The organism is Janibacter sp. GS2 (assembly GCF_051200835.1).
Lineage (GTDB): Bacteria > Actinomycetota > Actinomycetes > Actinomycetales > Dermatophilaceae > Janibacter.
On sequence record NZ_CP195161.1, the window covers coordinates 1,784,967 to 1,805,178 of the forward strand.

Consider the following 20,212-nt stretch of genomic DNA (forward strand, 5'->3'; position numbering starts at 1 on the left):
ACAGAGAGGTTTTTGATCATGATGGACGGCGGAATGATGAGCGGTATGTGGATGGCCTGGTTCTTCGGGGCCCTCCTCCTCGTGGGGCTCGCCCTGCTCGTGGTGGTGCTCGTGAAGGCCACCTCCCGGACCTCGACACCTCCCGCCGGCCACGGGCCCGACGCCGGGCGGGGACGCGAGATCGTGGAAGAGCGGTACGCGCGCGGTGAGCTGAGCGCCGAGGAGTACCGGGAGATGCGGCGCATCCTGGAGGATGACGCCCCGTGAGTCCGCTGACCCGCCGTCAGCTGCTGGCGACCGGCGTCGTCGGGGCCGGCGCCGCGGCGACGGGCGGGGTCGGGCTGTGGTGGGTCACCACCGACGGGCCCGAGTACTCCGGCGGCGCGGACCTCGTCGAGCCCGAGGAGCTCACCAGCCGCGACGGTCTCCTGGAGGCCGAGCTGACCGTCGCTGCGGCCCGGGTCCGGATCGGTGACCGCGACGCGACCGTGCAGGCCTTCAACGGCTCCCTGCCGGGCCCCACCCTGCGCGTCTCGCCCGGCGACACGATCCGCGTCGTCATGACCAACGAGCTGGAGTCCCCGACGAACCTGCACGTGCACGGGCTGCACGTCTCGCCCCGGGGCCGGGGGGACAACCCGTTTCGTAGCATCGCCCCCGGCGAGAGCGCCGACTACGAGTTCACCCTGCCCGACGACCACGCGCCGGGCACCTACTGGTACCACCCGCACCGGCACGGCCACGTCGCCGACCAGGTCGCTGCCGGGCTCTACGGCGCGATCATCGTCGAGGATCCCGCGCCGTTGCCGGTGACCCGCGAACGGACCCTCGTGGTCTCCGACATCAGCCTCGACGGGTCCGGCGCCCTCGCCGAACCGGGGCGGATGGAGCGGATGATGGGCCGTGAGGGCGAGGTCGTCCTGGTCAACGGGCAGGTGCGACCGACGATCAGCGCGGCGCCCGGGGACCGTGAACGGTGGCGGATCGTCAACGCCTGCACCGCTCGCTACCTGGACCTCAGCCTGGCCGGCCAGGACGTGCGGCTCCTCGGCCGCGACCTCGGACGCCTCCCGTCGCCGGAGGACATCACCGCGACCGTCCTCGCTCCGGGCAACCGGGTCGAGCTCCTCGTCGAGGCACGGGAGGGATCCTCCGCCCTGGTCGCGACTCCGGTCGACCGCGGTGGGATGGGCTCGATGATGGGCGGGGGCATGATGGACGACGACGCACCCGGGGACGGTGAGCCCATCGACCTGCTGACCCTGGCCGTGTCCGGGACGAAGGGCGAGGCGCTCGCCGCCGTGCCCGAGGGCCCCGCCCTGCGCGACCTGCGCGGGGAGAAGATCGATGGCCGGCGCACCCTGGACTTCGACATGGCCATGGGCCGGGGCGGGTCGATGATGGGCGACGGTGACGACGGCGGCATGATGGCGTTCACCATCAACGGCGAGGCTTTCGACGCGACCCGGACCGACATCTCCGCGAAGGCGGGGTCCGTCGAGGAGTGGACGCTGACGAACTCCAGTCCCATGGATCACCCCGTGCACCTGCACGTGTGGCCGATGCAGGTCATCGAGGAGGGGCAGGACCGGGTGGCCGAGCCGCGGTGGCTGGACGTGGTCAACGTCCCGGCGTCCGGGAGCGTGAAGGTCCTCATCGCCTTCGACACCTTCTCGGGCCGAACCGTCTACCACTGCCACATCCTCGATCACGAGGATCAGGGGATGATGGGCACCGTCGCCGCCGACTGACCGCGGGGGAGGGGCAGGGTTCCCGCCCAGACCTGGACGTGGCCTCCGCGGAAGGACGCGTGCTCGATGTCGTCGCACGTGTCGATCAGCGCCTGCCAGGGCCGTGCGTGGAGGTCGGAGCCACCCAGAGCGGCCAGTGCGGAGGCGGTCAGCCGGGCGGGAAGTCCGCCGCGGGTGGGCGGCGCGAGGTCGACCACGACGACCCGGGCGCCGGGAGCCAGCAGACCGGTGACCGCAGCCCACGCCGGCCTCCAGTCGGGCATGACCGACAGCGAGTAGGCGAAGACGGCCGCGTGCACCGGCTCGTGGACTCCGGCGCCGCTGAGGTCCTCGGCCCGCAGACCGGCCGCGTCGACGGGCAGCAGACTCGCTCCGGCGGTCACCTCCCGACGGGCCGCGCGACGCAGCATCGCCGTGCTGGGGTCGAGACCGATCACCCGGCCCCGTGGGCCCACCGCGTCGGACAGCAGCGGCAGGCTCAGCCCGGTCCCGCAGCCGACGTCGAGGACCTGGTGCCCCGGGCGCAACCGGGCCGCACGGATGCCGGCCACCCGACCCGCCCGGTAGAGCGGCCACTCCAGCGAGACCACGTCATAGACGGGCGCCATGACCCGATAGCGCTGCCGGGAGTGCCGGTCCGCGCGGCTCACCGGGTGAGGTCGATCAGCTGGATGAGACAGTGCTGGCGCAGCGGCTCGGGAAATCCGTCGGCGAGGCGGTAGTAGGCGACGCGGCCCTCCTTGCGCCGCGAGACCAGCCCCGCGGTGCGCAGCACCCGCAGGGCGTAGCCGGTGCTGTCCGCGCTCGAGCCCAGGGCGATGGCGAGGTCCCCGACGCACAGCTCCTCCGCGACGTCGAGTGCGTAGACGATCCGTAGTCGCGTCGGGTCGGCCAGGAGGCCCAGGACGCCGGTCAGGCGCTCGGTGGCCTCGAGGTCCGGCAGCCGGTCGCGAGCGGCCGCCACCCGGTCGGCGGCGAGCGGCTGGTCGTCGGGATGGTGGCGCGGCATCGACATTCCGCCAGCATACCCGCACGTACGTCCGTGTATGCTCGGTGATGGAGGTCGACGGGTCAGGTCGACGACGGTCAGGAGGTGTCGGTGTACTCAGGTGTGGTGGTCCTCGTCGCCGGGACGCTCGGGCTGGTGGCCGTGCTGTACACGCTCCAGCGGGTGCTCTCCGATGCCTCGACGCCGCTGACTTCGCTGCCCTTCCAGTCGGGGTGGATTCCCCGGGAGCACGCCCTCTCGAGGTTCCACGCGCGGTGGTACCTCGTGACCGTGGTCTTCCTCGCCTTCGACGTGGAGATGCTCTTCATGTATCCGTGGGCGCTCGTCGTCGGAGGGCTCGGCGCGACGGCCGTGGTGGAGATGTTCCTCTTCCTCGGCGCCCTGTTCGTCGCGGTCGTGTGGGCCCGGCGTGAGGGAGCCCTGCGGTGGGTCTGAGCACGTGGACCGCACGACGGGCGGCGCGCTCCGCCCACGTCCTCGTCGTGGAGGTGCCCGGGAACTGGATGACCCGGGTGTGCACCGAACGCGCCGTGCGCGAGCGGGGGTGGCACGTGGCGCTCTCGCCGGCCGACGCCGACCTGCTCGTGGTCTGCGGCACCCCGGGAGCGCAGCTGGCCCCCTTCGTCGATCGGGTGTGGGAGCAGATGCCGGGCCCCCGGGCCCGATCCGAGATCACCGACCCGTTGGGAGTCCTTCCGGCCCTGACCCGTGCGCAGGATGACCTCCTCGATCGGGACCAGCAGCGGGAGGACGCCCGGGAGCGGGCCACCGAGCCGGACCTCGATCACGGCGAGATGGATCACGGGGACATGGACATGGCGCCGGGTGGGATCGCGCTGGCCGAGGGGGGCGAGGACCGGGACGGACTCGAGATGGACGTCCTGCACCTGCCGCTCGGCCCGATCCTGGCGCACTGGCCCGCCGGTCTGGTGCTGCGCTGCTCGCTCCAGGGTGATGTCATCGTCGACGCGGAGGCGAGGTGGGTGCGCGGCGGTGTCCCCGGGGAGGACGCCCTCGGTGCGGCCCCCGGGGCTGCCATCCGGGTGGACAACGTCGCCGCTCTGCTGACACTGGCGGGGTGGCCCGATGCCGCGGTGCGGGCGCGGCGGCTGCGGGATGACCTGCTCCGCGCCGAGGACCCGCACGAGCTGCGGGCGGAGCTGGGCGCCCTGCACCGACGGGTCGCCCGCAGCCGGCTGTTGCGGTGGTCGCTGCGACGGATTCGCCCCATCGGCGCCGAGGAGCTCGCCGAGCGGGCGTGGCCGCACGCGTGGGCCGGTGATGTCCACGACCGGCTGCTGACCATGCTGGAGCGGGCCGCGGCCTCGCTCCGCGCGGCGCCCGGCGACCCGGACGACGCGGCCGGTGGGGACGCGGCCGCGGCCCTGCCGCACCTGGTCTCCGGACTCGACCTGGCCACCGCGCGATTGGTCGTCGCGAGCCTCGACCTCGACCCCCTCGGCACGGCGGAGGTGCAGCGTGCCTGAGCCCTCAGTGGTCACCGTCGCCCCCGGATGGGCGCTGCTCGGTGTCGCCCTCCTGGGCCTGCTGGCCCTCCTCGCCGCGACGGCGGACGGCCTCGCCGGGGCGCGGGCGTCGGCAACCGCGTCCTCGGTCGGCGCGATGCGGCCGCTGGACGAGAGCGCCCGCCTGCTGCGGCAGCGCCGCCGCACGACGGTCGCCGCCGACGCCCTGCTGTGGCGGGTCGGCGGCGCCGGCCTCCTCGTGGTCGCGGTGTCGATGGTCGCCGTCGTCCCCCTGGGCGCGTGGACGATCCTCGATCTCGACGTCGGCATCGTGTGGTTCAACGCGATGGACGTCCTCGTGTGGGCCCTGCTGTGGCTGACCGGTTGGGGTGCGAACTCGGCCCACGGACTCATCGGGGGCTACCGGTTCCTCGCGCTCGCGCTCGGCTACGAGCTGCCCCTGATGTTCGCCCTCGTCGCCCCGGCCATCGCCGCCTCGAGCCTCAATGTCGGCGAGGTCGCGGCAGCGCAGCACGGGCTGTGGTTCGTCGTGTGGATGCCGCTCGCCTTCGTCGTCTACCTCCTCGGGGTCGCCGCCTTCGCCGCGTGGGGTCCGTTCGGCCCGGCCCTGGGCCAGGACATCGCGGGCGGGATCGCCACGGAGCTCTCCAGCGTGGACCGCCTCGTCTTCGAGGGTGGGCGGTACGCGTTGCTGGCCGCCGGCTCGGCCTTCGCGGTGCCGATGTTCCTCGGGGGAGGCTCGGGACCGCTCCTGCCCGGTTGGCTGTGGGTGTTGGTCAAGACGGTCGTGGTGCTCCTCGCGCTGGTGTGGGTGCGTCGTCGCCTACCGGCCGTGCGACCCGATGTGTTTCTCGAGGTCGGGTGGCTCGTGCTGCTCCCGGCGGTCCTGCTGCAGGACCTCGTCGTGTCGGTCGTGGCCGTGTGGGGGCCGTGATGGTGGTCGGGATCCTGTTCTGGGCACTCGCCCTGCTCGCCGTCCTCGCGGGTGCCGCCGTCTTCATCGTCGACTCGATGGCCCGGGCGACGTATGCCCTGGCGCTGTCCTTCATCGCGGTCGGGCTGCAGGTGGTCCTGCTCCAGCAGAGCTACGTCGGCGTGGTCGTGATCCTCATGATGGTGATGGAGATGGCGGTGATGGCCGTCTACATGGTGATGTTCATGGGGATGAACCCGGCCCTGATGCCGATGGACATGGTGCACGGCAAGGTCGCAGCGTTGAGCGTCTCCGTCGGCACCTTCGTGGTGCTCGCGGCGGGGATCTTCCTCGTGGAGTGGCCCACCCGCCGCGGCGCGCCCGCGGGTGACCTCACCCGGGCGTTGGGCGAGGAGCTGATGGGTCCGAAGATGCTCGTCATGGCGGTCATCAGCCCGGTCATGGTGGCCACCATCGTCGCCGGGATCGTGCTCGCTGCACACCGGACCCGGTACGACCGGATGGGCGACGACCTGCGCGGACCACCCTCCGATCCGCAACCGGGGGGAGTCGGGCGATGACCCTCCACACGGTCCTGCTCGTCGCAGCGGCACTCTTCAGCATCGGGCTCTACGGAGCACTGTCCCAGCAGGTCGTCGTCATGGTGATGATGGGCCTGGAGCTGATGATCAACGCGGTCATCCTCGTGGCCGCGGGCTTCTGGTGGTTCCTCGCGCCGGACCCCTCCGGGCAGGTGCTGCTCATGGTGATCCTCGCGGTGATGACCCTCGAGATGGCGATGGGCTTCGCCGTCGCCACCCTGCTGCACCGGCAGGCCGGGGCGGACATGACCGACATGGCCGGGGAGCTCAACCGATGAGTGCTCCCGAGCTGGTGCTCTGGTCGCTGCCCGTCCTCCCGGCGGTGGTCGGTGCGGTGTTGGCGCTCAACCCGAGGGCCGAGCGGGTCGCCGCGCCGGTCTCGCTCGTCACGGCCTCCCTGACCGTGGCCCTCGCCCTCGTCGCCGCCGCAACGCACCCGCAGGTCGGCACGCCCTTCGTGGCCGACACCGACTTCGCCCTCGCGGTGGACGCGTTGACCGCGTTGGTGCTGCCCACGGTGGCGGTGGTCACCCTGCTGGTCCTGCTCTTCTCCGCCGGTGAGGTCCGCGACGGGAGAGCCCGGTTCCACGGGCTGATGCTGCTCTTCGCGGCGGCGGCATCGGTGACCGCGGCGGCGACCACGCTGCCGACCCTGCTCCTGGCGTGGGAGGTCATGGGGGCGACCTCCTATGCGCTCATCGGTTTCTGGTGGCGCGAGGAGCACCGGGTCTCGGCGGGCCTGACCGCCTTCCTCACGACCCGGAGCGCCGACCTCGGTCTGTACGTGGCCGCCGGGGCCGTGGTGGCCGGAGGCTCGGGGCTGACCCTGGCCGCCCTTCCGCAGGCCTCCGCCGGATGGCGGGACGTCGCGGTCGCCGGGATCCTCGTGGCCGCGCTCGGCAAGGCCGCACAGCTGCCCTTCTCCTTCTGGCTCTCGCGCGCGATGGCCGGTCCGAGCCCGGTCAGCGCGCTGCTGCACTCGGCGGCGATGGTGGCCATGGGTGGCTACCTGTTGCTGCGGGTGCAGCCGGCGATCGCCGTCACCGGGTGGGCCGGACCGACGACGGCATGGATCGGGGCCCTGACCGCGGTGGTCCTCGGCGGGGTCGCGCTGGCGCAGCGCGATCTCAAGCAGCTGCTCGCAGCATCGACGTCGGCGCAACTCGGTTTCGTCGTCCTCGCGGCGGGCGTGGGCGCCGTCAGCGGGGGAGCGGCCCACCTGGTGGCCCACGCGGCCACCAAGGCGCTGCTGTTCCTCGCCGCCGGTGCCTGGCTGACCGCCGTCGGCACGCAGCAGCTGCAGGGGTTGCGGGGCGTGGCCCGCAGGTGGCCGGTGGCCGGGTGGTCGGCGACCCTCGGAGCCCTGGCCCTGGCCGGTGTGGTGCCGCTGTCCCTCTGGGCGACCAAGGACGCCGTGCTCGCCGCCGCCCGCCACGAGTCGGTGGGGCTCTACGTCGTCGGGCTGGCCGCGGCAGCGCTCTCGGCCGGGTACGCCGCGAAGGTGCTGTGGTTGATCCGGTCACCCCTCGCGCCGTCCCGGCCGGAGCGAAGGGAGGGCGCGACGGCCGACCACCCGGGCACCGGCGAGGTCCCCGCCGTGGCGAGCGCCTCCCTGGTCGTCCTCGCGGTGGGTGCCACCGGCCTCGGGGTGCTCGCGCTGCCGCCGCTGTCCGAGCGGCTGGGCAGGGCCATGGGTGGGGTGCCCGTCGTGGAGCCGGCGGCCTGGGAGATGGTGCTGTCAGCGGTGATCGCGGTGGCCGTGGTGGCCGCGGCGGCCCGGTGGCGTGCCCCCGAACCCCGATGGGCTCTGGCCTGGCTCGGGCTCGGGCGCGCGGTGCACCTGGTCATCGTCCGGCCGACCGAGCGCCTGGCGAAGGCCTTGGCCCGCTTCGATGACCGCGTGCTCGACGCGGGTGTGGAGCGCGTCGCCTCCGCGACGGTGACGCTCGCCGGTGGTGCCGGTCGTGCCGACGACGTGTGGGTCGACGGCCTCGCCGAGCGCGGGGCGGGGATGCTCGGTCGGCTCGGGCAGCTCGCGCGGCGGCCCCAGACCGGGCAGCTGCACCAGTACTACCTGCAAGCGGTCGTGGTCCTCGCGGTCGGTGTCGTCCTCCTGATCGTCGTGAGGTGAGCGTGCTCTCCGTCCTGGTCTTCCTCCCCCTGGCCGCGGCCCTGGTGCTGGCGGTGCTGCCCCGTGTGGGCAGCCGCATCGCGACCCGGGCCTGGGTCACCGTCAGCGCGGTGGACCTCGCGCTCATCGCCTGGCTCTGGCTCGACTACGACGACCCGGGCCGGGGCGCGCTCGCGCACGAGGAGCAGGTGCCGTGGATCCCCGGGGTGGACAGCAGCTATCACATCGGGGTCGACGGACTCTCGCTCCCACTCGTGGCGATGACCGCGGTGATCTTCCTGGCCTGCGCGGTCTACACCCTGCGCGGGGTGGAGCGACCCCGCAGCCACGCCGCCCTGTTCCTCTTCCTGCAGAGCGTGAGCCTGGGCCTGTTCGTCTCCGCGGACCTGATTCTCTTCTTCGTCTTCTTCGACCTGTCGATCGTGGGGATGTACTTCGTCATCGCCGGGTGGGGCCACGGCCAGGCAGCCCGCTCGGCGCTGAAGTTCTTCCTCTACACCTTCCTCGGGTCCCTGGCCCTGCTCGCCGGGTTCATCGGCCTCTACGTGGCGGCCGACCCGCACACCTTCGACATGATCGAGCTCACCGAGCAGGCCCCGCTGGCCGGCAGCGCCGTCGGCGGCGGTCTCGTCCTGGCCTGCATCCTGCTCGGCCTGGCGATCAAGACCCCGACGGTGCCCTTCCACACCTGGCTCCCCGCGGCCCACACCGACGCGCCCGCCGCCGGGTCCGCGGTGCTGGCCGGCGTGCTGCTGAAGATGGGCACCTACGGCTTCGTGCGGATCGCGATGCCGATGCTGCCGCAGGCCTGGCAGGACTGGGCCTGGGGGATCGTCATCGTCGGGGTGGTCTCGGTGCTCTACGGCGCCCTCGTCGCCCTCGCCCAGAGCGACCTGAAACGGATGATCGCCTACACCTCGGTCAACCACATGGGCTACGTCGTGCTCGCGATCGGGGTGGCCGGCGTCATCGCCGGGGACTCGACGCAGGCGCGGGAGATCGCCGTCGCCGGCGCCATGACCCAGATGGTCTCGCACGGGCTGGTCACCGGGGCGTTGTTCCTGCTCGCCGGCGTCCTCCACGACCGGGCCGCCACCTACGACATGGGCTCCTACGGAGGACTCGCCGCCCCCGCACCCCGGCTGGCGGGGTTGTTCGCCGTCGCCGCCTTCGCTTCGCTGGGCCTGCCGGCACTGTCCGGGTTCATCGCCGAGTTCCAGATCTTCACCGGCAGCATCGCGGTGGCGCCGGTCACGGCGATCGCCCTGCTCGGGATCCTCATCACCGCAGCACTGTTCCTGCGGGCGCTCCAGCAGGTCTTCACCGGTCCCACGCGCGGCCACTCGACCGACTTCGCCGACCTGGGACGGGCGGAGACCTGGGCGGTGGCGCCACTCGTCGTGCTGTCGCTGCTCATCGGGGTCCTGCCCCGGCCCCTCCTCGCCGTCATCGAGCCCGCAGCCCAGTCCGTCGTCTCCCTCGTGGGCAGGTGAGCGTGACCTCCACGCTGGGGATGCACCCGCTGTTGCTCCTGCCCGAGATGCTGCTCTTCGTGGGCGGCCTGGCGGCCCTGCTCGGTGGCTCCTTCCTCGCCAGGTCGCGGCAGTGGATCACGCGCGTCGTCGCCGCTGTCGTGCTCATCGGTGCGGCGGCCGCGGCAGTGGTCATCGGGGTCGGGGGTGCGCAGCAGGCCTTCGAGGGCACCTACGCCGTCGACACCGCCACTGCGGTGGTGCGGGTCGTGGTCGCCCTCGCCACGCTGCTCGTGCTCGGCATCGCCTCGGACGAGGTCGTCGACTCTCCCCGGGAGAGCGAGACCTACGCGCTGCTGCTCTTCTCCGCGGCCGGTGCCTGCATCCTCGGCGGTGCCGACGACCTCATGGTGCTCGTGGTGGGTTTCCTGCTGGCGAGCATCCCGATGTACGGCCTCATCGGCATGGCCGGCGGCGCGCGCAGCGCCGAGGCCGCGATGAAGGCCTACCTCATGGGTGCCCTCTTCGGGATCCTGCTGTTGCTCGGGGTGACGATCCTCTACGGACTCTCGGGGACCACCGGGTACGCCGACCTCGCGCACCGCCTGGGCGACGTCCCCTCGGCGGCGGCGGTGGCCGGGGTCGTCGCGGTCGTCGGCGGACTGATGTTCAAGGCCGGTGGGGTACCCGGCCACTTCTGGGTACCCGATGCCGCCGAGGGGGCGAGCGCCACCGCGGCGACATTCCTCACCACCGTGCCGAAGATCGGGGCCGTGATCGCGGTCTACCGGCTCCTCGCCGCCCTTCCCCCGGACCGGGCCTGGCCGCTGCTCATCGCGGCGCTGGCGGTGACCGGGATGACGTTGGGCAACCTGGCGGCGTACTGGCAGGACGATCCGCGTCGGCTGCTCGGCTGGTCCACGGTCAGTCAGGTCGGCTACCTGCTCGTCGCCGTGGTCGTGGTCCGCGACTCCGACCTGGCGCTGCCGGCGTTGTCGGTCTACCTGGCCGGTTACGCCGTCACCAACGTCGCCGCCTTCGCGGTCACCGCTGCACTGCCCGATCGGAGGGACCTGGCGTCCTACCGTGGTCTGTCCTCGACGCACCCGTGGCTGGCCGGCGCGCTCGTGGTCGCCCTGCTGGGGCTCGTCGGCACCCCGCCGACGGCGGTCTTCGTCGGCAAGCTGACCGTGGCCACCGCTGCCTGGGACGGCGGCCATGCCTGGTTGGCCGTCGTCCTGCTGGTCAACACCGTGCTCAGCCTCTTCTACTACCTGCGGTGGCTGGCCCCGGCCTTCCGGCCCGCCCGAGTCCCCGCAGTCGGCACGACGGCGACCCTGCCGTGGTCGTCCTGGACCGCGGTGGTCGCGGCCGCGCTGACCGTGGTGCTCGGGGTGGGGGCCGGAGTGCTCTGGCAGGTCGTCGACGGACCGCTCATCGGCTGAGTCGCCGGTCTCGGGCGGTCAGGAGCGGGCGTGCTCGTGGTACTCCTCGTTCGGGAGGAACCCGAGGGCGCTGGAGACCCGGTTGGTCATGTTGAACATCCCGACGACCTGCACCGCCTCCATGATCTCGTGGTCGTCCAGGCCGACCTCGCGCAGCGGCTCGAGGTGCTGCGGACCCATCTGCTCCGGGTGCCGCGTGAGCAGGTCGGCGTACTCCGCGATCGCCCGCTCCCGCGGGGGCAGGTTCGCCTGGCGCCAGTTGACGGCCACGAGGTCGGAGGTCACGGCGTCCCCGGAGTGCTCCCGCAGCGCGGCGCCGTGGGAGACGGCGCAGTAGGTGCAGCCGTTGATCCCGCTGACGACGACCGCGATGAGCTCCCGCTCGGCATTGCCCAGGTGCCCCTCCTTGTTGACCAGGAGGTTGAAGTACTTCCACCACGCGAGGAACTGGTCGCCGTTGAGGGCCTGGGCGCGAAAGACATTCGGCACGAAGCCGAAGGCCTCCTTCGACTTCTCCCACAGGCGCTGCACGCCCTCGGGCACGTCGCCGGCCCCCGGCACGGGCAGGTACGAGATCTGCGGCTGCTTCGGTGTCATGACGGCACGCTACCGTCGCGGGGATGACGGCGATCCACACCATCGGGCACTCGACGCGCCCGATCGAGGAGTTCATCGACCTGCTGACCGCCCAGGGCGTCACCCGGCTCGTCGAGATCCGCACGGTGCCGAAGTCGCGGCACAATCCGCAGTTCCGGGGCGACGCGCTGGCGGCCTCGCCGCAGGCCTGGCCCGGCTGATCACCCTCGCCGAGGCGGAGTCGAGCGTGATCATGTGCGCCGAGGCCGTGCCCTGGCGCTGTCACCGCCGGCTCGTCGCCGACGCCCTGCTCGTGCGCGGCTTCACCGTGCTCGAGATCATCTCGGCAACCGCACCCAAGGAGCACCGGCTCACCCCCTTCGCCGCCGTCGAGGGCACCCGGGTGATCTACCCGGGTGCGGGCGCGAAGGACGGTGCATGATGGAGAGCACACGTCACCCGACGAAGGAGCACCACGATGGAGTCCGTGTCCCTGACCGCCCTCGCCGAGGAGCACCTGGTGCTCGCTCGGGCCTCCTCCGCGGGTCGCAGCGCGAAGACCGTGCACGGCGCCCATGAGCTCGACCTGCGACAGACCGTGATCGCGCTCGCGGAGGGGCAGACGCTCGCCGAGCACGAGAGCCCCGACGAGGCGACCCTCCAGGTGCTCTCGGGACGGGTGCGCCTCGGTGCCGGCGACGAGTCCTGGGAGGGGAGCGCCGGGGACTTCCTCATCATCCCGCGCTCGCGACACGACCTGGTCGCACTCGAGGACTCCGCGGTCCTGCTCAGCGTCGCCACCGGCACCCACTCCTGACGCGATGGCCTCCCGCGTCGGCCCGGTGACTCGGGCGCCGGCGGGGACGCTCATCGCGATCGGGGCGGGGGCGGTCGTCCTCGGCGGCCTGGTCGCGGCGGTGACCGGGCCCTTCGGCTGGGAGCACGGGAGCTGGGCCGCGGCCTACCTCGTCCTCGTCGTCGGCGTGGCCCAGTACGCCATGGGGCGGATGCGCCCGGCTCGGCCGCGACCCGACCGCGCGGGATGGGTCCAGGTCGGCGCGTGGAACCTCGGCAGCCTCCTCGTCATCGGGGGAACGCTCCTCGCGACACCGCTGCTCGTCGACCTCGGGTCCGGACTGCTCCTCCTCGCGCTGGTCCTCGCCCTGCGCGCCGCGTGGCCCGGGCGGGGAGCCCGACAGGGGAGGTCATCAGTCCTCGTCGGCCAGGCCTACCGCGCCATGCTGCTCCTGCTGGCGGTGAGCATCCCCGTGGGCGTCCTGCTGGCCCACCTACGTCGCTGAAGGCCTAGGCGCCGATGTGGCCGAACAGCCGGGCAGCGTTGTCGTGCAGTACTGCCCGCGCCCAGTCATCGCCGAGACCGAGGTCGATGACGGAGTCGACCGCCTCGAGGTAGGGGTAGGGGATGTTGGGGAAGTCGCTGCCGAAGAGCACTCGGTCGGCGAGCGCCTGCAGGTCACCCAGCCGCTCCCGGGGGAAGGGGGCATCGGCCTCGGTGAACGCGGTGAAGGCCATCGTCGTGTCCAGGTACACGCGGGGGTGGTCGGCGCAGATGTCGAGGAAGTCGTCGTAGTCCGGCATGCCCATGTGTGCGATGACCAGGGTGAGGTCGGGGTGGGCGCGCAGCAGCTCGCGTACCCCGTCGGGGCCGGTGTGCCGTCCCGGCGCCGGGCCGTTGCCCGCGTGGGCGACGATCGGCGTGCCGACCTCCTCGAGGGTGGTCCAGACCTGCGTCAGCAACGGGTCGGCGAGGTCGTAGTCGCCGACCTGGACGTGGACCTTGAAGACCTGCGCCCCGTCGTCGATCGCGGCCCGGGTGTAGTCGGCGACGCCGGGCTCGGGGTAGAAGGTCGCCGACTGGAGCGCGTCGGGGTGCTGCCGGGCGAAGCCCGCCGACCACTCGTTGAGCCAGGCGGCCATCCCCGGCTTGTGTGCGTAGTTCAGCGAAGGGAAGGCCCGCACCCCGAAGGAGCGCAGCGTCGCCAACCGCTCCGCCTCCTCGGTGCGGTAGGCGATCGGCCAGGGGCGGCCCACCAGCGGCCCGACGGAGTCGAAGTAGGCCCACACCTTCTCCAGCACCCGCTGGGGCATGAAGTGCGTGTGGACGTCGATGATCCCCGGCAGGCCGAGGGCGGTGAGCCGGGCGCGTACCTGCGCCGCCTCAACGCTCGGCCGGTCGGGGCGAAGGGGGGTGCTCATGGCGCCAGCCTAGGCACGGGGCCTGACACGATCGCCGTGCCCTGCACCACGGACGTGCGTCCCCGACCCGGGCGATAGCCTCACCTGCATGAGACGGCGTCGGACGGTGATCGCCGTCGTGCTCGTGGGCCTCCTCCTGCTCTCGGCGCTCGTCGGGCCCACCGTCTGGGTCGCGCGCAGCGCCGACGGGCACGTCCACACCGTCGAGGACGCACCGCGCCGGGCCGTCGCGATCGTGCTCGGTGCCGGGCTGACCGCGCAGGGCGAGCCCACCCCCTTCCTCGAGGGCCGGCTCGAGGTGGCCCGGCGGCTGTACGAGGAGGGGCGGGTCGACGCGGTCCTCGTGAGCGGGGACAACCGCACCCACGAGTACGACGAACCGAGCGCGATGCGCGACCACCTCGTCGACGCGGGCGTCCCGAAGGACCGGGTGGTCAGGGACTTCGCCGGGCGCGACACCTACGACACCTGCGTGCGGGCGAAGCGCGTCTTCGAGGTGCCCGACGCGATCATCGTCTCGCAGGAGTACCACGTGCCCCGCGCGGTCGCGGTGTGCAGGGCCATCGGCCTCGAGACCGTCGGGGTCGGCGACGAGAGCGCCCGCCGGTACGAGAAGGCGTGGAGCTCGGGTGAGCAGCGCGAGTACCTCGCGAACGTCAAGGCCGCCGTCGACGTCCTCGGCCGCCGCGACCCGGTGCTCGGTCCCCCCGAGCCGGGGATCACCGAGGCGCTGGAGGACGCGCGCAGCTGATCAGCGGCGGATCACGGGCCGCTCGAGCCCGGTTCGCTCATCTCCGGGATGTCGGCCAGGATCCTCGGGTCGGTCCGCGCCCCGGCACGCAGCACGCTGATCTGGCCCGTCGGCTCGAAGATCGCGAAGGCGACCTCGGCGAAGCTGCGCACGCCGGCGAGGCGGAGCGCGGTCAGGACCTCCGGCTCGGTGACGTGCGCGCGCAGCATCGCCTCCGGCCGCAGCAGGCCGGCCTCCAGGAGCACCACGGGTGGGGGCGTGACCACGCGCGCGCCCCACCGCAGGGTGCGCAGCTGGCCGGCGCCCACCTCGAGGACGAGGAGGGTGAGCAGCCCGAGGACGCCGGCAGCCATGACCGGCGTGTGCCCCAGGACGACTCGACCGGCGATGGCGCCCATCATCAGCGTGACGACGTGGTCGAAGGTCGACATCCTCCCGAGCACCCGCGCCCCGAAGAGCCGCACCATGACCAGGAAGGCCAGGTACATGCCGGTCGTCGCGACGATGACGGTGACGGCGTCGCTGAGGGTGATCTGGTCGAACCAGTGCATGGAGGGATCCTCGGTCGGGGACAGGTGGGCCGACCAGTAGTCTGACTGCGATCGTCAACCCCCGGGAGAACCAGCACTCATGAGCGAGACGCCGTACCGCTACACCGCGGAGATGGCCGGCCGGATCGAGACCGGCTGGCAGGACCGTTGGCAGGAGCAGGGGACCTTCCGGGCACCCAATCCCGCCGGTCCCTGGGCCGAGCCGGAGCGCGTGCGCGAGCACGACGGGCACATGCTCATCCTCGACATGTTCCCGTACCCGTCGGGGGCGGGGCTGCACGTCGGACACCCGCTCGGCTACATCGCGACGGACGTGTACGCGCGCTACCAGCGGATGCTCGGCAAGAACGTCCTGCACTGCCTGGGCTACGACGCCTTCGGGCTGCCGGCCGAGCAGTTCGCCGTGCAGACCGGTCAGCACCCGCGCACGACCACCGAGGCCAACATGGTCGTGATGAAGCGCCAGCTGCGCCGTCTCGGCCTCGGCCACGACGACCGCCGCGCCTTCGCCACGATCGACCCCGACTACTACAAGTGGACGCAGTGGATCTTCCTGCAGATCCACAATGCCTGGTACGACGAGGAGGCGCTGCGTCCCGACGGTGGCCGCGGCAGGGCGCGTCCCATCGACGAGCTGATCGAGGAGTTCGCCTCCGGCTCCCGTCCCCTGCCGAAGGGGGAGACCCGCGCCTGGTCGCAGCTGTCCGGTCCGCAGCGGGCCGAGGTCCTCGACGACTACCGCCTCGCGTACACCAGCCATGCCCCGGTGAACTGGGCTCCCGGTCTGGGGACCGTGCTGGCCAACGAGGAGGTCACCGGGGACGGGCGCTCCGAGCGCGGCAACTACCCGGTCTTCAAGGCGAACCTGCGGCAGTGGATGATGCGGATCACCTCCTACGCCGACCGCCTCGCCGACGACCTCGACCGGGTCGACTGGCCGCACAAGGTCAAGGCGATGCAGCGCAACTGGATCGGGCGCAGCGAGGGTGCGTCGGTGACCTTCACCGCGAGGGCGGCCGATGGTGGCGAGCACGGCATCGAGGTCTTCACGACCCGGCCGGACACCCTCTTCGGGGCCTCCTTCATGGTGCTGGCTCCCGAGCACCCGCTCGTCGACGTGCTCGTGCCCCGGGGTGGCTGGCCCGAGGGCACCCGGGACGCCTGGACCGCGGGTGCGGCGACGCCGGCCGAGGCCGTCGCGGCCTACCGCGACGCTGCCGGACGCAAGAGCGAGGTCGAGCGTCAGATCGAGACCAAGGACAAGACCGGCGTCTTCACCGGTGGGTGGGCGATCAACCCGGCCGACGGCGAGCCGGTCCCGGTCTTCGTCGCCGACTACGTCCTCATGGGCTACGGCACGGGCGCGATCATGGCCGTGCCGTCGGGTGACCAGCGCGACTTCGAGTACGCGAGCGCCTTCGGTCTGCCGATCGTGCCGACGGTGCAGGCGCCCGAGGGCCACGAGGGCGCGTGGGGCGGTGACGGCGAGATCATCAACTCCGCCAACGAGAGCATCTCCCTCAACGGGATGAGTGTCGCCGAGGGCAAGGCCGCCATCACCGCCTGGCTCGAGGAGCAGGGTCTCGGCCGCGGCACGGTCAACTACAAGCTGCGCGACTGGCTCTTCTCCCGTCAGCGCTACTGGGGTGAGCCCTTCCCGATCGTCTTCGACGAGGAGGGCACCGCGCACGCGCTGCCCGAGTCGATGCTGCCGGTCGAGCTGCCCGAGGTGGAGCACTACAGCCCCCGCACCTTCGATCCCGATGACGCGAGCAGTGAGCCCGAGCCGCCGCTGGGGCGCGCCACCGAGTGGGTCGAGGTCGAGCTCGATCTCGGCGACGGACCCCAGAAGTACCGCCGCGAGACCAACACGATGCCCAACTGGGCCGGGTCGTGCTGGTACTACCTGCGCTACCTCGACCCCGCGAACGACTCCGCCCTCGTGGACCCCGACAACGAGGCCTACTGGGTCGGCCCGCGCGAGGAGACCGTGCCCGGTGCGCCCCCGGGCAGCCGTGACCCGGGCGGCGTCGACCTGTACATCGGCGGCGTCGAGCACGCCGTGCTCCACCTGCTCTACGCGCGCTTCTGGCACAAGGTCCTCTACGACCTCGGCCACGTGAGCAGCGAGGAGCCCTTCCGCAAGTACTTCTCGCAGGGGTACATCCAGGCCCATGCCTACCGTGACGACCGCGGCCAGCCGGTGCCCGCCTCCGAGGTCGAGGAGCACGTCGATGAGCACGGGCTGACGACCTTTGACTGGCAGGGTCAGGCGGTCACCCAGGAGTACGGCAAGATCGGCAAGTCGCTGAAGAATGCCGTCAGCCCGGACGAGATGTACGAGCAGTTCGGCGCCGACACCTTCCGCGTCTACGAGATGTCCCTCGGCCCGCTCGATCAGTCCAAGCCCTGGGAGACGCGCGCCGTCGTCGGCAGCCAGCGCTTCCTGCAGCGACTGTGGCGCAATGTCATCGACGAGGGGACCGGCGAGGTGCACGTCACCGAGGACGCCCTCGACCCCGACACCGAGCGTCTCCTGCACCGCACGATCGCCGCGGTGAGCGAGGACTACGGCTCGCTCGGCTTCAACACCGCGATCTCCCGGCTCATCGAGCTGAACAACGCGCTGACCAAGCGTGGGGTCGTGCCGCGTGCTGCCGCCGAGCCGCTCGTGCTCATGGTCGCCCCGGTGGCCCCGCACCTCGCCGAGGAGCTGTGGTCCCGACTGGGCCACGAGGAGTCGCTGAGTCAGGCGCCCTTCCCGGTGGCCGACGAGTCGAAGATGGTCGACTCGAGCGTCACCTGCGTCATCCAGGTCAAGGGCAAGGTCCGCGACCGTCTCGAGGTCCCCGCGGACATCTCCGAGGAGGACCTGCGCGAGCTCGCGCTCGGTCGGGACAAGGTCAAGGCCCTCACCGAGGGCGGCATCCGCACGGTCATCGTGCGCGCCCCCAAGCTGGTCAACGTCGTCCCTGCCTGAGCCGGGAGCGTCCGCGGCTACTGGCCCCGCGGCTTGATCCGCACGGTGGGCAGTGGCGGCGCCGGCAGCGGTGTCGGCTGACCGGGCGGGAAGTGGCCGAACTGCGGGTAGATGGTGCCGTCGGCGTAGCTGCCGTCGTCGGCCGCCGCGGCCACGGTCGCGGAGCTCTCGACCCCGATCTCGGCCTGCCACGCCTCGCGGTGGGCCACGATCTCGTCGTGGCTGCGGCCGACGAAGTTCCACCACATGACGATCCGCTCCTCGAAGGGCTGTCCGCCGATGAGGATCGCGCGCACGGGCTCGTCGTCGGCGGCCTCCAGGCGGATGCTCGTGGGGCCGACGGGCAGGTGGGCCAGCTCGGCCGGGGCCACGGTCTGGCGGTGCTCGCCGACGACCACCGTCAGCGTGCCGGAGTCGACGAGGATCCCGTGCTCGAAGCTCGCCTCGAGGTCCAGGTCCACGCCCTGACCGGCGGTGACCGTGACCTCGCCGGCCAGGGCGGGCACGCGCGTGTCCACGGGCGAGGTGAGACCGGCGAGGCGCCCGAGGTGGGTGCGGACGGTGCCACCGGCCCGCTCGACGACCTCGCTCACGTGGTGCTGGGAGGCGGCCGGGCCGTGGCGCTGGGCCTCGGGCAGGGCGTACCAGAGCTGCACGCCGTGGAGGCGGGAGGTCTCGTCGGTGGAGAACTCCGAGTGGGAGACGCCCGAGCCGGCGACCATGAGGTTGACCTCGGCGGGCCGGACGGTGTTGGTGAACCCGGTGGAGTCGATGTGGTCGATCTCCCCCTCGAAGAGCAGGGTCACCGTGGCCAGACCGGTGTGCGGGTGTCGGGCCACGGCCATGCCGCCGCTCTCGCTCACCTCGTCCGGCCCGAAGTGGTCGACGAAGCACCACGGGCCGATGAGGCTGCGCTTGCGCTGGGGGAGCGTGCGCCGCACGCGCATCGCGCGCGGACCGCCGAGGGGCACATCGCGCGGGGTGATCACGTCGACCGCCTCGGCGCAGGTGACGTGGGCGCACTCGTACTCGGCCGGGTCGATCTCGGGGTTGGTCATGCGGCTCCTCAGGTCGTGCGTGACGGCGCCGGCTGCGTGCGCAGCTTCACGGGGTGCTCGGACAGGATGGAGATGCGGTTGCGGGCATTCATCGTCACGGCCGCGCACTCGACCTGGCCGAAGAGCGCCGAGTCCCGCCAGGCCGGCAGCTGCGCCAGCCGCTGCACCGTGGCCCCCGCCTCCATGACCTGGCGGGTCTCCCGCTCGAGGCCGGCGGACTCCGCGGCCACGGCGACCTCGAGGGCGAGGTCGTTCAGGGCCTTCCAGGTCTCGGGGTCGGAGCCGTCGAGGAAGGGTAGGCGGTCGGTGGGTGACATGGCGTCAGGCTAGTTCGCGTCGGTCGCCGGTGCGGGCAGGCCGTCTCGGTACGCTCCTCACGTGAGCATCGCCGTCGTGACGGACTCCACCGCCTCGCTGACGCAGCAGCTGCGCCGCGAGCACGGGATCCGAGTCGTGCCCCTGCACGTCGTCGTCGACGGCACGGACCGCGTCGAGGGCGATGACGGGGACACCGACTGGGTCGTGGCGGCGCTGCGGCGCAAGGCCGACATCAGCACCTCACGGCCGACGCCGGCGACCTTCCTGCGGGCCTACCAGGAGGCGGCGAAGGGGGGAGCCGAGGCGATCATCTCGGTGCACCTCAGCGCCAGCCTCTCCGGCACGATCGACTCCGCCCGCTCGGCCGCCATCGAGTCGCCCGTCCCGGTGCACGTGGTCGACTCCCGCAGCATCGGGATGACCGTGGGCTTCGCGGCGATCGGGGCCACTCGCGATGCGGCGGCCGGGCGCGACGTCGAGGACGTGGCGGAGCGGTTGTCGCGGCGTCTGGACGCCGGCAGCGTGCGTCTGCTCGTGCACAGTCTGGAGCGGCTGCGCCGGGGCGGCCGGATCGGTGGCGCCGCCGCGCTGCTCGGCTCGGCGCTCGCGGTCAAGCCGGTCCTGCACGTCGAGGACGGCCAGGTCGAGCCCCTGGAGCGGGTGCGCACCGCGAGTCGGGCGATCGCGCGGCTGCAGGCCCTGACCGAGGCCGACTGCGCGGACCTGCCCGAGTGGGCCGACGGCGTCGAGATCGCGGTGCAGCACATCGACGCCGACGAGCGGTCGAGCGCCCTCGCCGCGTCGCTGGCCGAGTCCCTCCCCGAGCACGCCGGGGGCCGGATCGAGAGCGCCACGCTCAGCGCGGTCGTCGCCGCCCACGTGGGGCTGGGGACCATCGGCGTCGCCGTGCTGCCGCGCCTGCGCGACTGACCCGCGTCCACATCCGCGCCC

The 20,212-nt window shown here is 72.3% G+C and carries 24 protein-coding genes; 17 read left to right on the forward strand and 7 right to left on the reverse strand.

Translation table 11 applies throughout. The annotated features are described in order from the left end of the window. Positions 1-18 precede the first annotated feature (18 nt). Both ACR9E9_RS08690 and ACR9E9_RS08695 read left to right on the forward strand, forming a co-directional pair. Positions 19-267, forward strand: a complete 249-nt coding sequence (locus ACR9E9_RS08690) for an SHOCT domain-containing protein (RefSeq protein ID WP_435198080.1) — start codon at positions 19-21, stop codon at positions 265-267. Continuing rightward, the gene (locus tag ACR9E9_RS08695; protein ID WP_435198081.1) at positions 264-1,751 is read left to right on the forward strand and encodes a multicopper oxidase family protein; all 1,488 of its coding nucleotides are present in this window, start codon (positions 264-266) and stop codon (positions 1,749-1,751) included. Before ACR9E9_RS08690 ends, ACR9E9_RS08695 begins: the two co-directional genes overlap by 4 nt. On the opposite strand, the gene ACR9E9_RS08700 is transcribed toward ACR9E9_RS08695, so the two are convergent. Beyond that, the gene (locus tag ACR9E9_RS08700) at positions 1,718-2,401 is read right to left on the reverse strand and encodes a class I SAM-dependent methyltransferase (protein ID WP_435198082.1); all 684 of its coding nucleotides are present in this window, start codon (positions 2,399-2,401) and stop codon (positions 1,718-1,720) included. The genes ACR9E9_RS08695 and ACR9E9_RS08700 overlap by 34 nt on opposite strands. Continuing rightward, positions 2,398-2,766: an ArsR/SmtB family transcription factor gene (locus ACR9E9_RS08705; protein WP_435198083.1), complete on the reverse strand. Its 369-nt coding sequence runs from the start codon at positions 2,764-2,766 to the stop codon at positions 2,398-2,400. The genes ACR9E9_RS08700 and ACR9E9_RS08705 overlap by 4 nt, the downstream gene beginning before the upstream one ends. A gap of 84 nt (positions 2,767-2,850) precedes the next feature. On the opposite strand from ACR9E9_RS08705, the gene ACR9E9_RS08710 reads away from it, so the two are divergent. From ACR9E9_RS08710 to ACR9E9_RS08745, 8 genes are read left to right on the forward strand one after another with little or no spacing between them, the layout of a single operon-like run. Next, positions 2,851-3,195, forward strand: coding sequence for an NADH-quinone oxidoreductase subunit A (locus ACR9E9_RS08710; RefSeq protein WP_435198084.1), 345 nt, complete (start codon positions 2,851-2,853; stop codon positions 3,193-3,195). Beyond that, positions 3,186-4,247, forward strand: a complete 1,062-nt coding sequence (locus ACR9E9_RS08715) for a hypothetical protein (RefSeq protein WP_435198085.1) — start codon at positions 3,186-3,188, stop codon at positions 4,245-4,247. Before ACR9E9_RS08710 ends, ACR9E9_RS08715 begins: the two co-directional genes overlap by 10 nt. Continuing rightward, positions 4,240-5,181 (forward strand): NADH-quinone oxidoreductase subunit H, encoded by a 942-nt coding sequence (locus ACR9E9_RS08720; protein WP_435198086.1) that lies wholly within the window; start codon positions 4,240-4,242, stop codon positions 5,179-5,181. The genes ACR9E9_RS08715 and ACR9E9_RS08720 overlap by 8 nt, the downstream gene beginning before the upstream one ends. Further along, positions 5,181-5,741, forward strand: coding sequence for an NADH-quinone oxidoreductase subunit J (locus ACR9E9_RS08725; RefSeq protein WP_435198087.1), 561 nt, complete (start codon positions 5,181-5,183; stop codon positions 5,739-5,741). The genes ACR9E9_RS08720 and ACR9E9_RS08725 overlap by 1 nt, the downstream gene beginning before the upstream one ends. Beyond that, positions 5,738-6,040 carry an NADH-quinone oxidoreductase subunit NuoK gene (locus ACR9E9_RS08730; RefSeq protein WP_435198088.1) on the forward strand — a complete coding sequence of 101 codons (303 nt, stop codon included), beginning with the start codon at positions 5,738-5,740 and terminating at the stop codon, positions 6,038-6,040. Before ACR9E9_RS08725 ends, ACR9E9_RS08730 begins: the two co-directional genes overlap by 4 nt. Continuing rightward, positions 6,037-7,893: an NADH-quinone oxidoreductase subunit 5 family protein gene (locus ACR9E9_RS08735; protein WP_435198089.1), complete on the forward strand. Its 1,857-nt coding sequence runs from the start codon at positions 6,037-6,039 to the stop codon at positions 7,891-7,893. Before ACR9E9_RS08730 ends, ACR9E9_RS08735 begins: the two co-directional genes overlap by 4 nt. Continuing rightward, entirely contained in the window at positions 7,890-9,386 is a 1,497-nt protein-coding gene (locus tag ACR9E9_RS08740) for a complex I subunit 4 family protein (RefSeq protein WP_435198090.1), read from the forward strand. The genes ACR9E9_RS08735 and ACR9E9_RS08740 overlap by 4 nt, the downstream gene beginning before the upstream one ends. A 2-nt stretch (positions 9,387-9,388) precedes the next feature. Further along, a complete protein-coding gene (locus ACR9E9_RS08745) occupies positions 9,389-10,810 on the forward strand; it encodes an NADH-quinone oxidoreductase subunit N (RefSeq protein ID WP_435198091.1) in 1,422 nt (473 codons plus the stop codon). Between the two features lie 18 nt (positions 10,811-10,828). On the opposite strand, the gene ACR9E9_RS08750 is transcribed toward ACR9E9_RS08745, so the two are convergent. Then, positions 10,829-11,407, reverse strand: coding sequence for a peroxidase-related enzyme (locus tag ACR9E9_RS08750; protein WP_435198092.1), 579 nt, complete (start codon positions 11,405-11,407; stop codon positions 10,829-10,831). Between the two features lie 23 nt (positions 11,408-11,430). Here ACR9E9_RS08750 and ACR9E9_RS08755 point away from each other — a divergent pair, with 23 nt between their 5' ends. From ACR9E9_RS08755 to ACR9E9_RS08770, 4 genes are read left to right on the forward strand one after another with little or no spacing between them, the layout of a single operon-like run. Next, complete coding sequence (locus tag ACR9E9_RS08755; protein ID WP_435198093.1) at positions 11,431-11,607, forward strand: DUF488 family protein; 177 nt, start codon at positions 11,431-11,433, stop codon at positions 11,605-11,607. A gap of 26 nt (positions 11,608-11,633) precedes the next feature. Further along, on the forward strand, positions 11,634-11,828 hold the full coding sequence (locus ACR9E9_RS08760; RefSeq protein ID WP_435198094.1) for a DUF488 family protein: 195 nt from the start codon (positions 11,634-11,636) through the stop codon (positions 11,826-11,828). Positions 11,829-11,864: 36 nt separating this feature from the next. Further along, on the forward strand, positions 11,865-12,203 hold the full coding sequence (locus ACR9E9_RS08765; protein ID WP_435198095.1) for a cupin domain-containing protein: 339 nt from the start codon (positions 11,865-11,867) through the stop codon (positions 12,201-12,203). 4 nt (positions 12,204-12,207) lie between these two features. Further along, positions 12,208-12,687 (forward strand): hypothetical protein, encoded by a 480-nt coding sequence (locus ACR9E9_RS08770; protein ID WP_435198096.1) that lies wholly within the window; start codon positions 12,208-12,210, stop codon positions 12,685-12,687. Positions 12,688-12,691: 4 nt separating this feature from the next. Here the strand turns inward: ACR9E9_RS08770 and ACR9E9_RS08775 are convergent, their stop codons facing one another. Further along, entirely contained in the window at positions 12,692-13,603 is a 912-nt protein-coding gene (locus ACR9E9_RS08775) for an amidohydrolase family protein (protein ID WP_435198097.1), read from the reverse strand. Positions 13,604-13,691: 88 nt separating this feature from the next. Between ACR9E9_RS08775 and ACR9E9_RS08780 the strand changes: the two genes are divergently transcribed. After that, positions 13,692-14,354 carry a SanA/YdcF family protein gene (locus tag ACR9E9_RS08780; protein ID WP_435198098.1) on the forward strand — a complete coding sequence of 221 codons (663 nt, stop codon included), beginning with the start codon at positions 13,692-13,694 and terminating at the stop codon, positions 14,352-14,354. A gap of 11 nt (positions 14,355-14,365) precedes the next feature. Here the strand turns inward: ACR9E9_RS08780 and ACR9E9_RS08785 are convergent, their stop codons facing one another. After that, entirely contained in the window at positions 14,366-14,905 is a 540-nt protein-coding gene (locus ACR9E9_RS08785; protein WP_435198099.1) for a DUF421 domain-containing protein, read from the reverse strand. Between the two features lie 79 nt (positions 14,906-14,984). Between ACR9E9_RS08785 and leuS the strand changes: the two genes are divergently transcribed. Continuing rightward, positions 14,985-17,885, forward strand: coding sequence for a leucine--tRNA ligase (leuS, locus tag ACR9E9_RS08790; protein ID WP_435198100.1), 2,901 nt, complete (start codon positions 14,985-14,987; stop codon positions 17,883-17,885). Between the two features lie 17 nt (positions 17,886-17,902). Here leuS and ACR9E9_RS08795 read toward each other — a convergent pair whose 3' ends face one another. Together ACR9E9_RS08795 and ACR9E9_RS08800 are read right to left on the reverse strand one after the other, a co-directional pair. Beyond that, positions 17,903-18,943 carry a pirin family protein gene (locus ACR9E9_RS08795; protein ID WP_435198101.1) on the reverse strand — a complete coding sequence of 347 codons (1,041 nt, stop codon included), beginning with the start codon at positions 18,941-18,943 and terminating at the stop codon, positions 17,903-17,905. An 8-nt stretch (positions 18,944-18,951) separates the two neighbouring features. Then, positions 18,952-19,260 carry a hypothetical protein gene (locus ACR9E9_RS08800; RefSeq protein WP_435198102.1) on the reverse strand — a complete coding sequence of 103 codons (309 nt, stop codon included), beginning with the start codon at positions 19,258-19,260 and terminating at the stop codon, positions 18,952-18,954. Between the two features lie 61 nt (positions 19,261-19,321). Here ACR9E9_RS08800 and ACR9E9_RS08805 point away from each other — a divergent pair, with 61 nt between their 5' ends. Beyond that, entirely contained in the window at positions 19,322-20,191 is an 870-nt protein-coding gene (locus ACR9E9_RS08805) for a DegV family protein (RefSeq protein ID WP_435198103.1), read from the forward strand. Positions 20,192-20,212 lie beyond the last annotated feature (21 nt).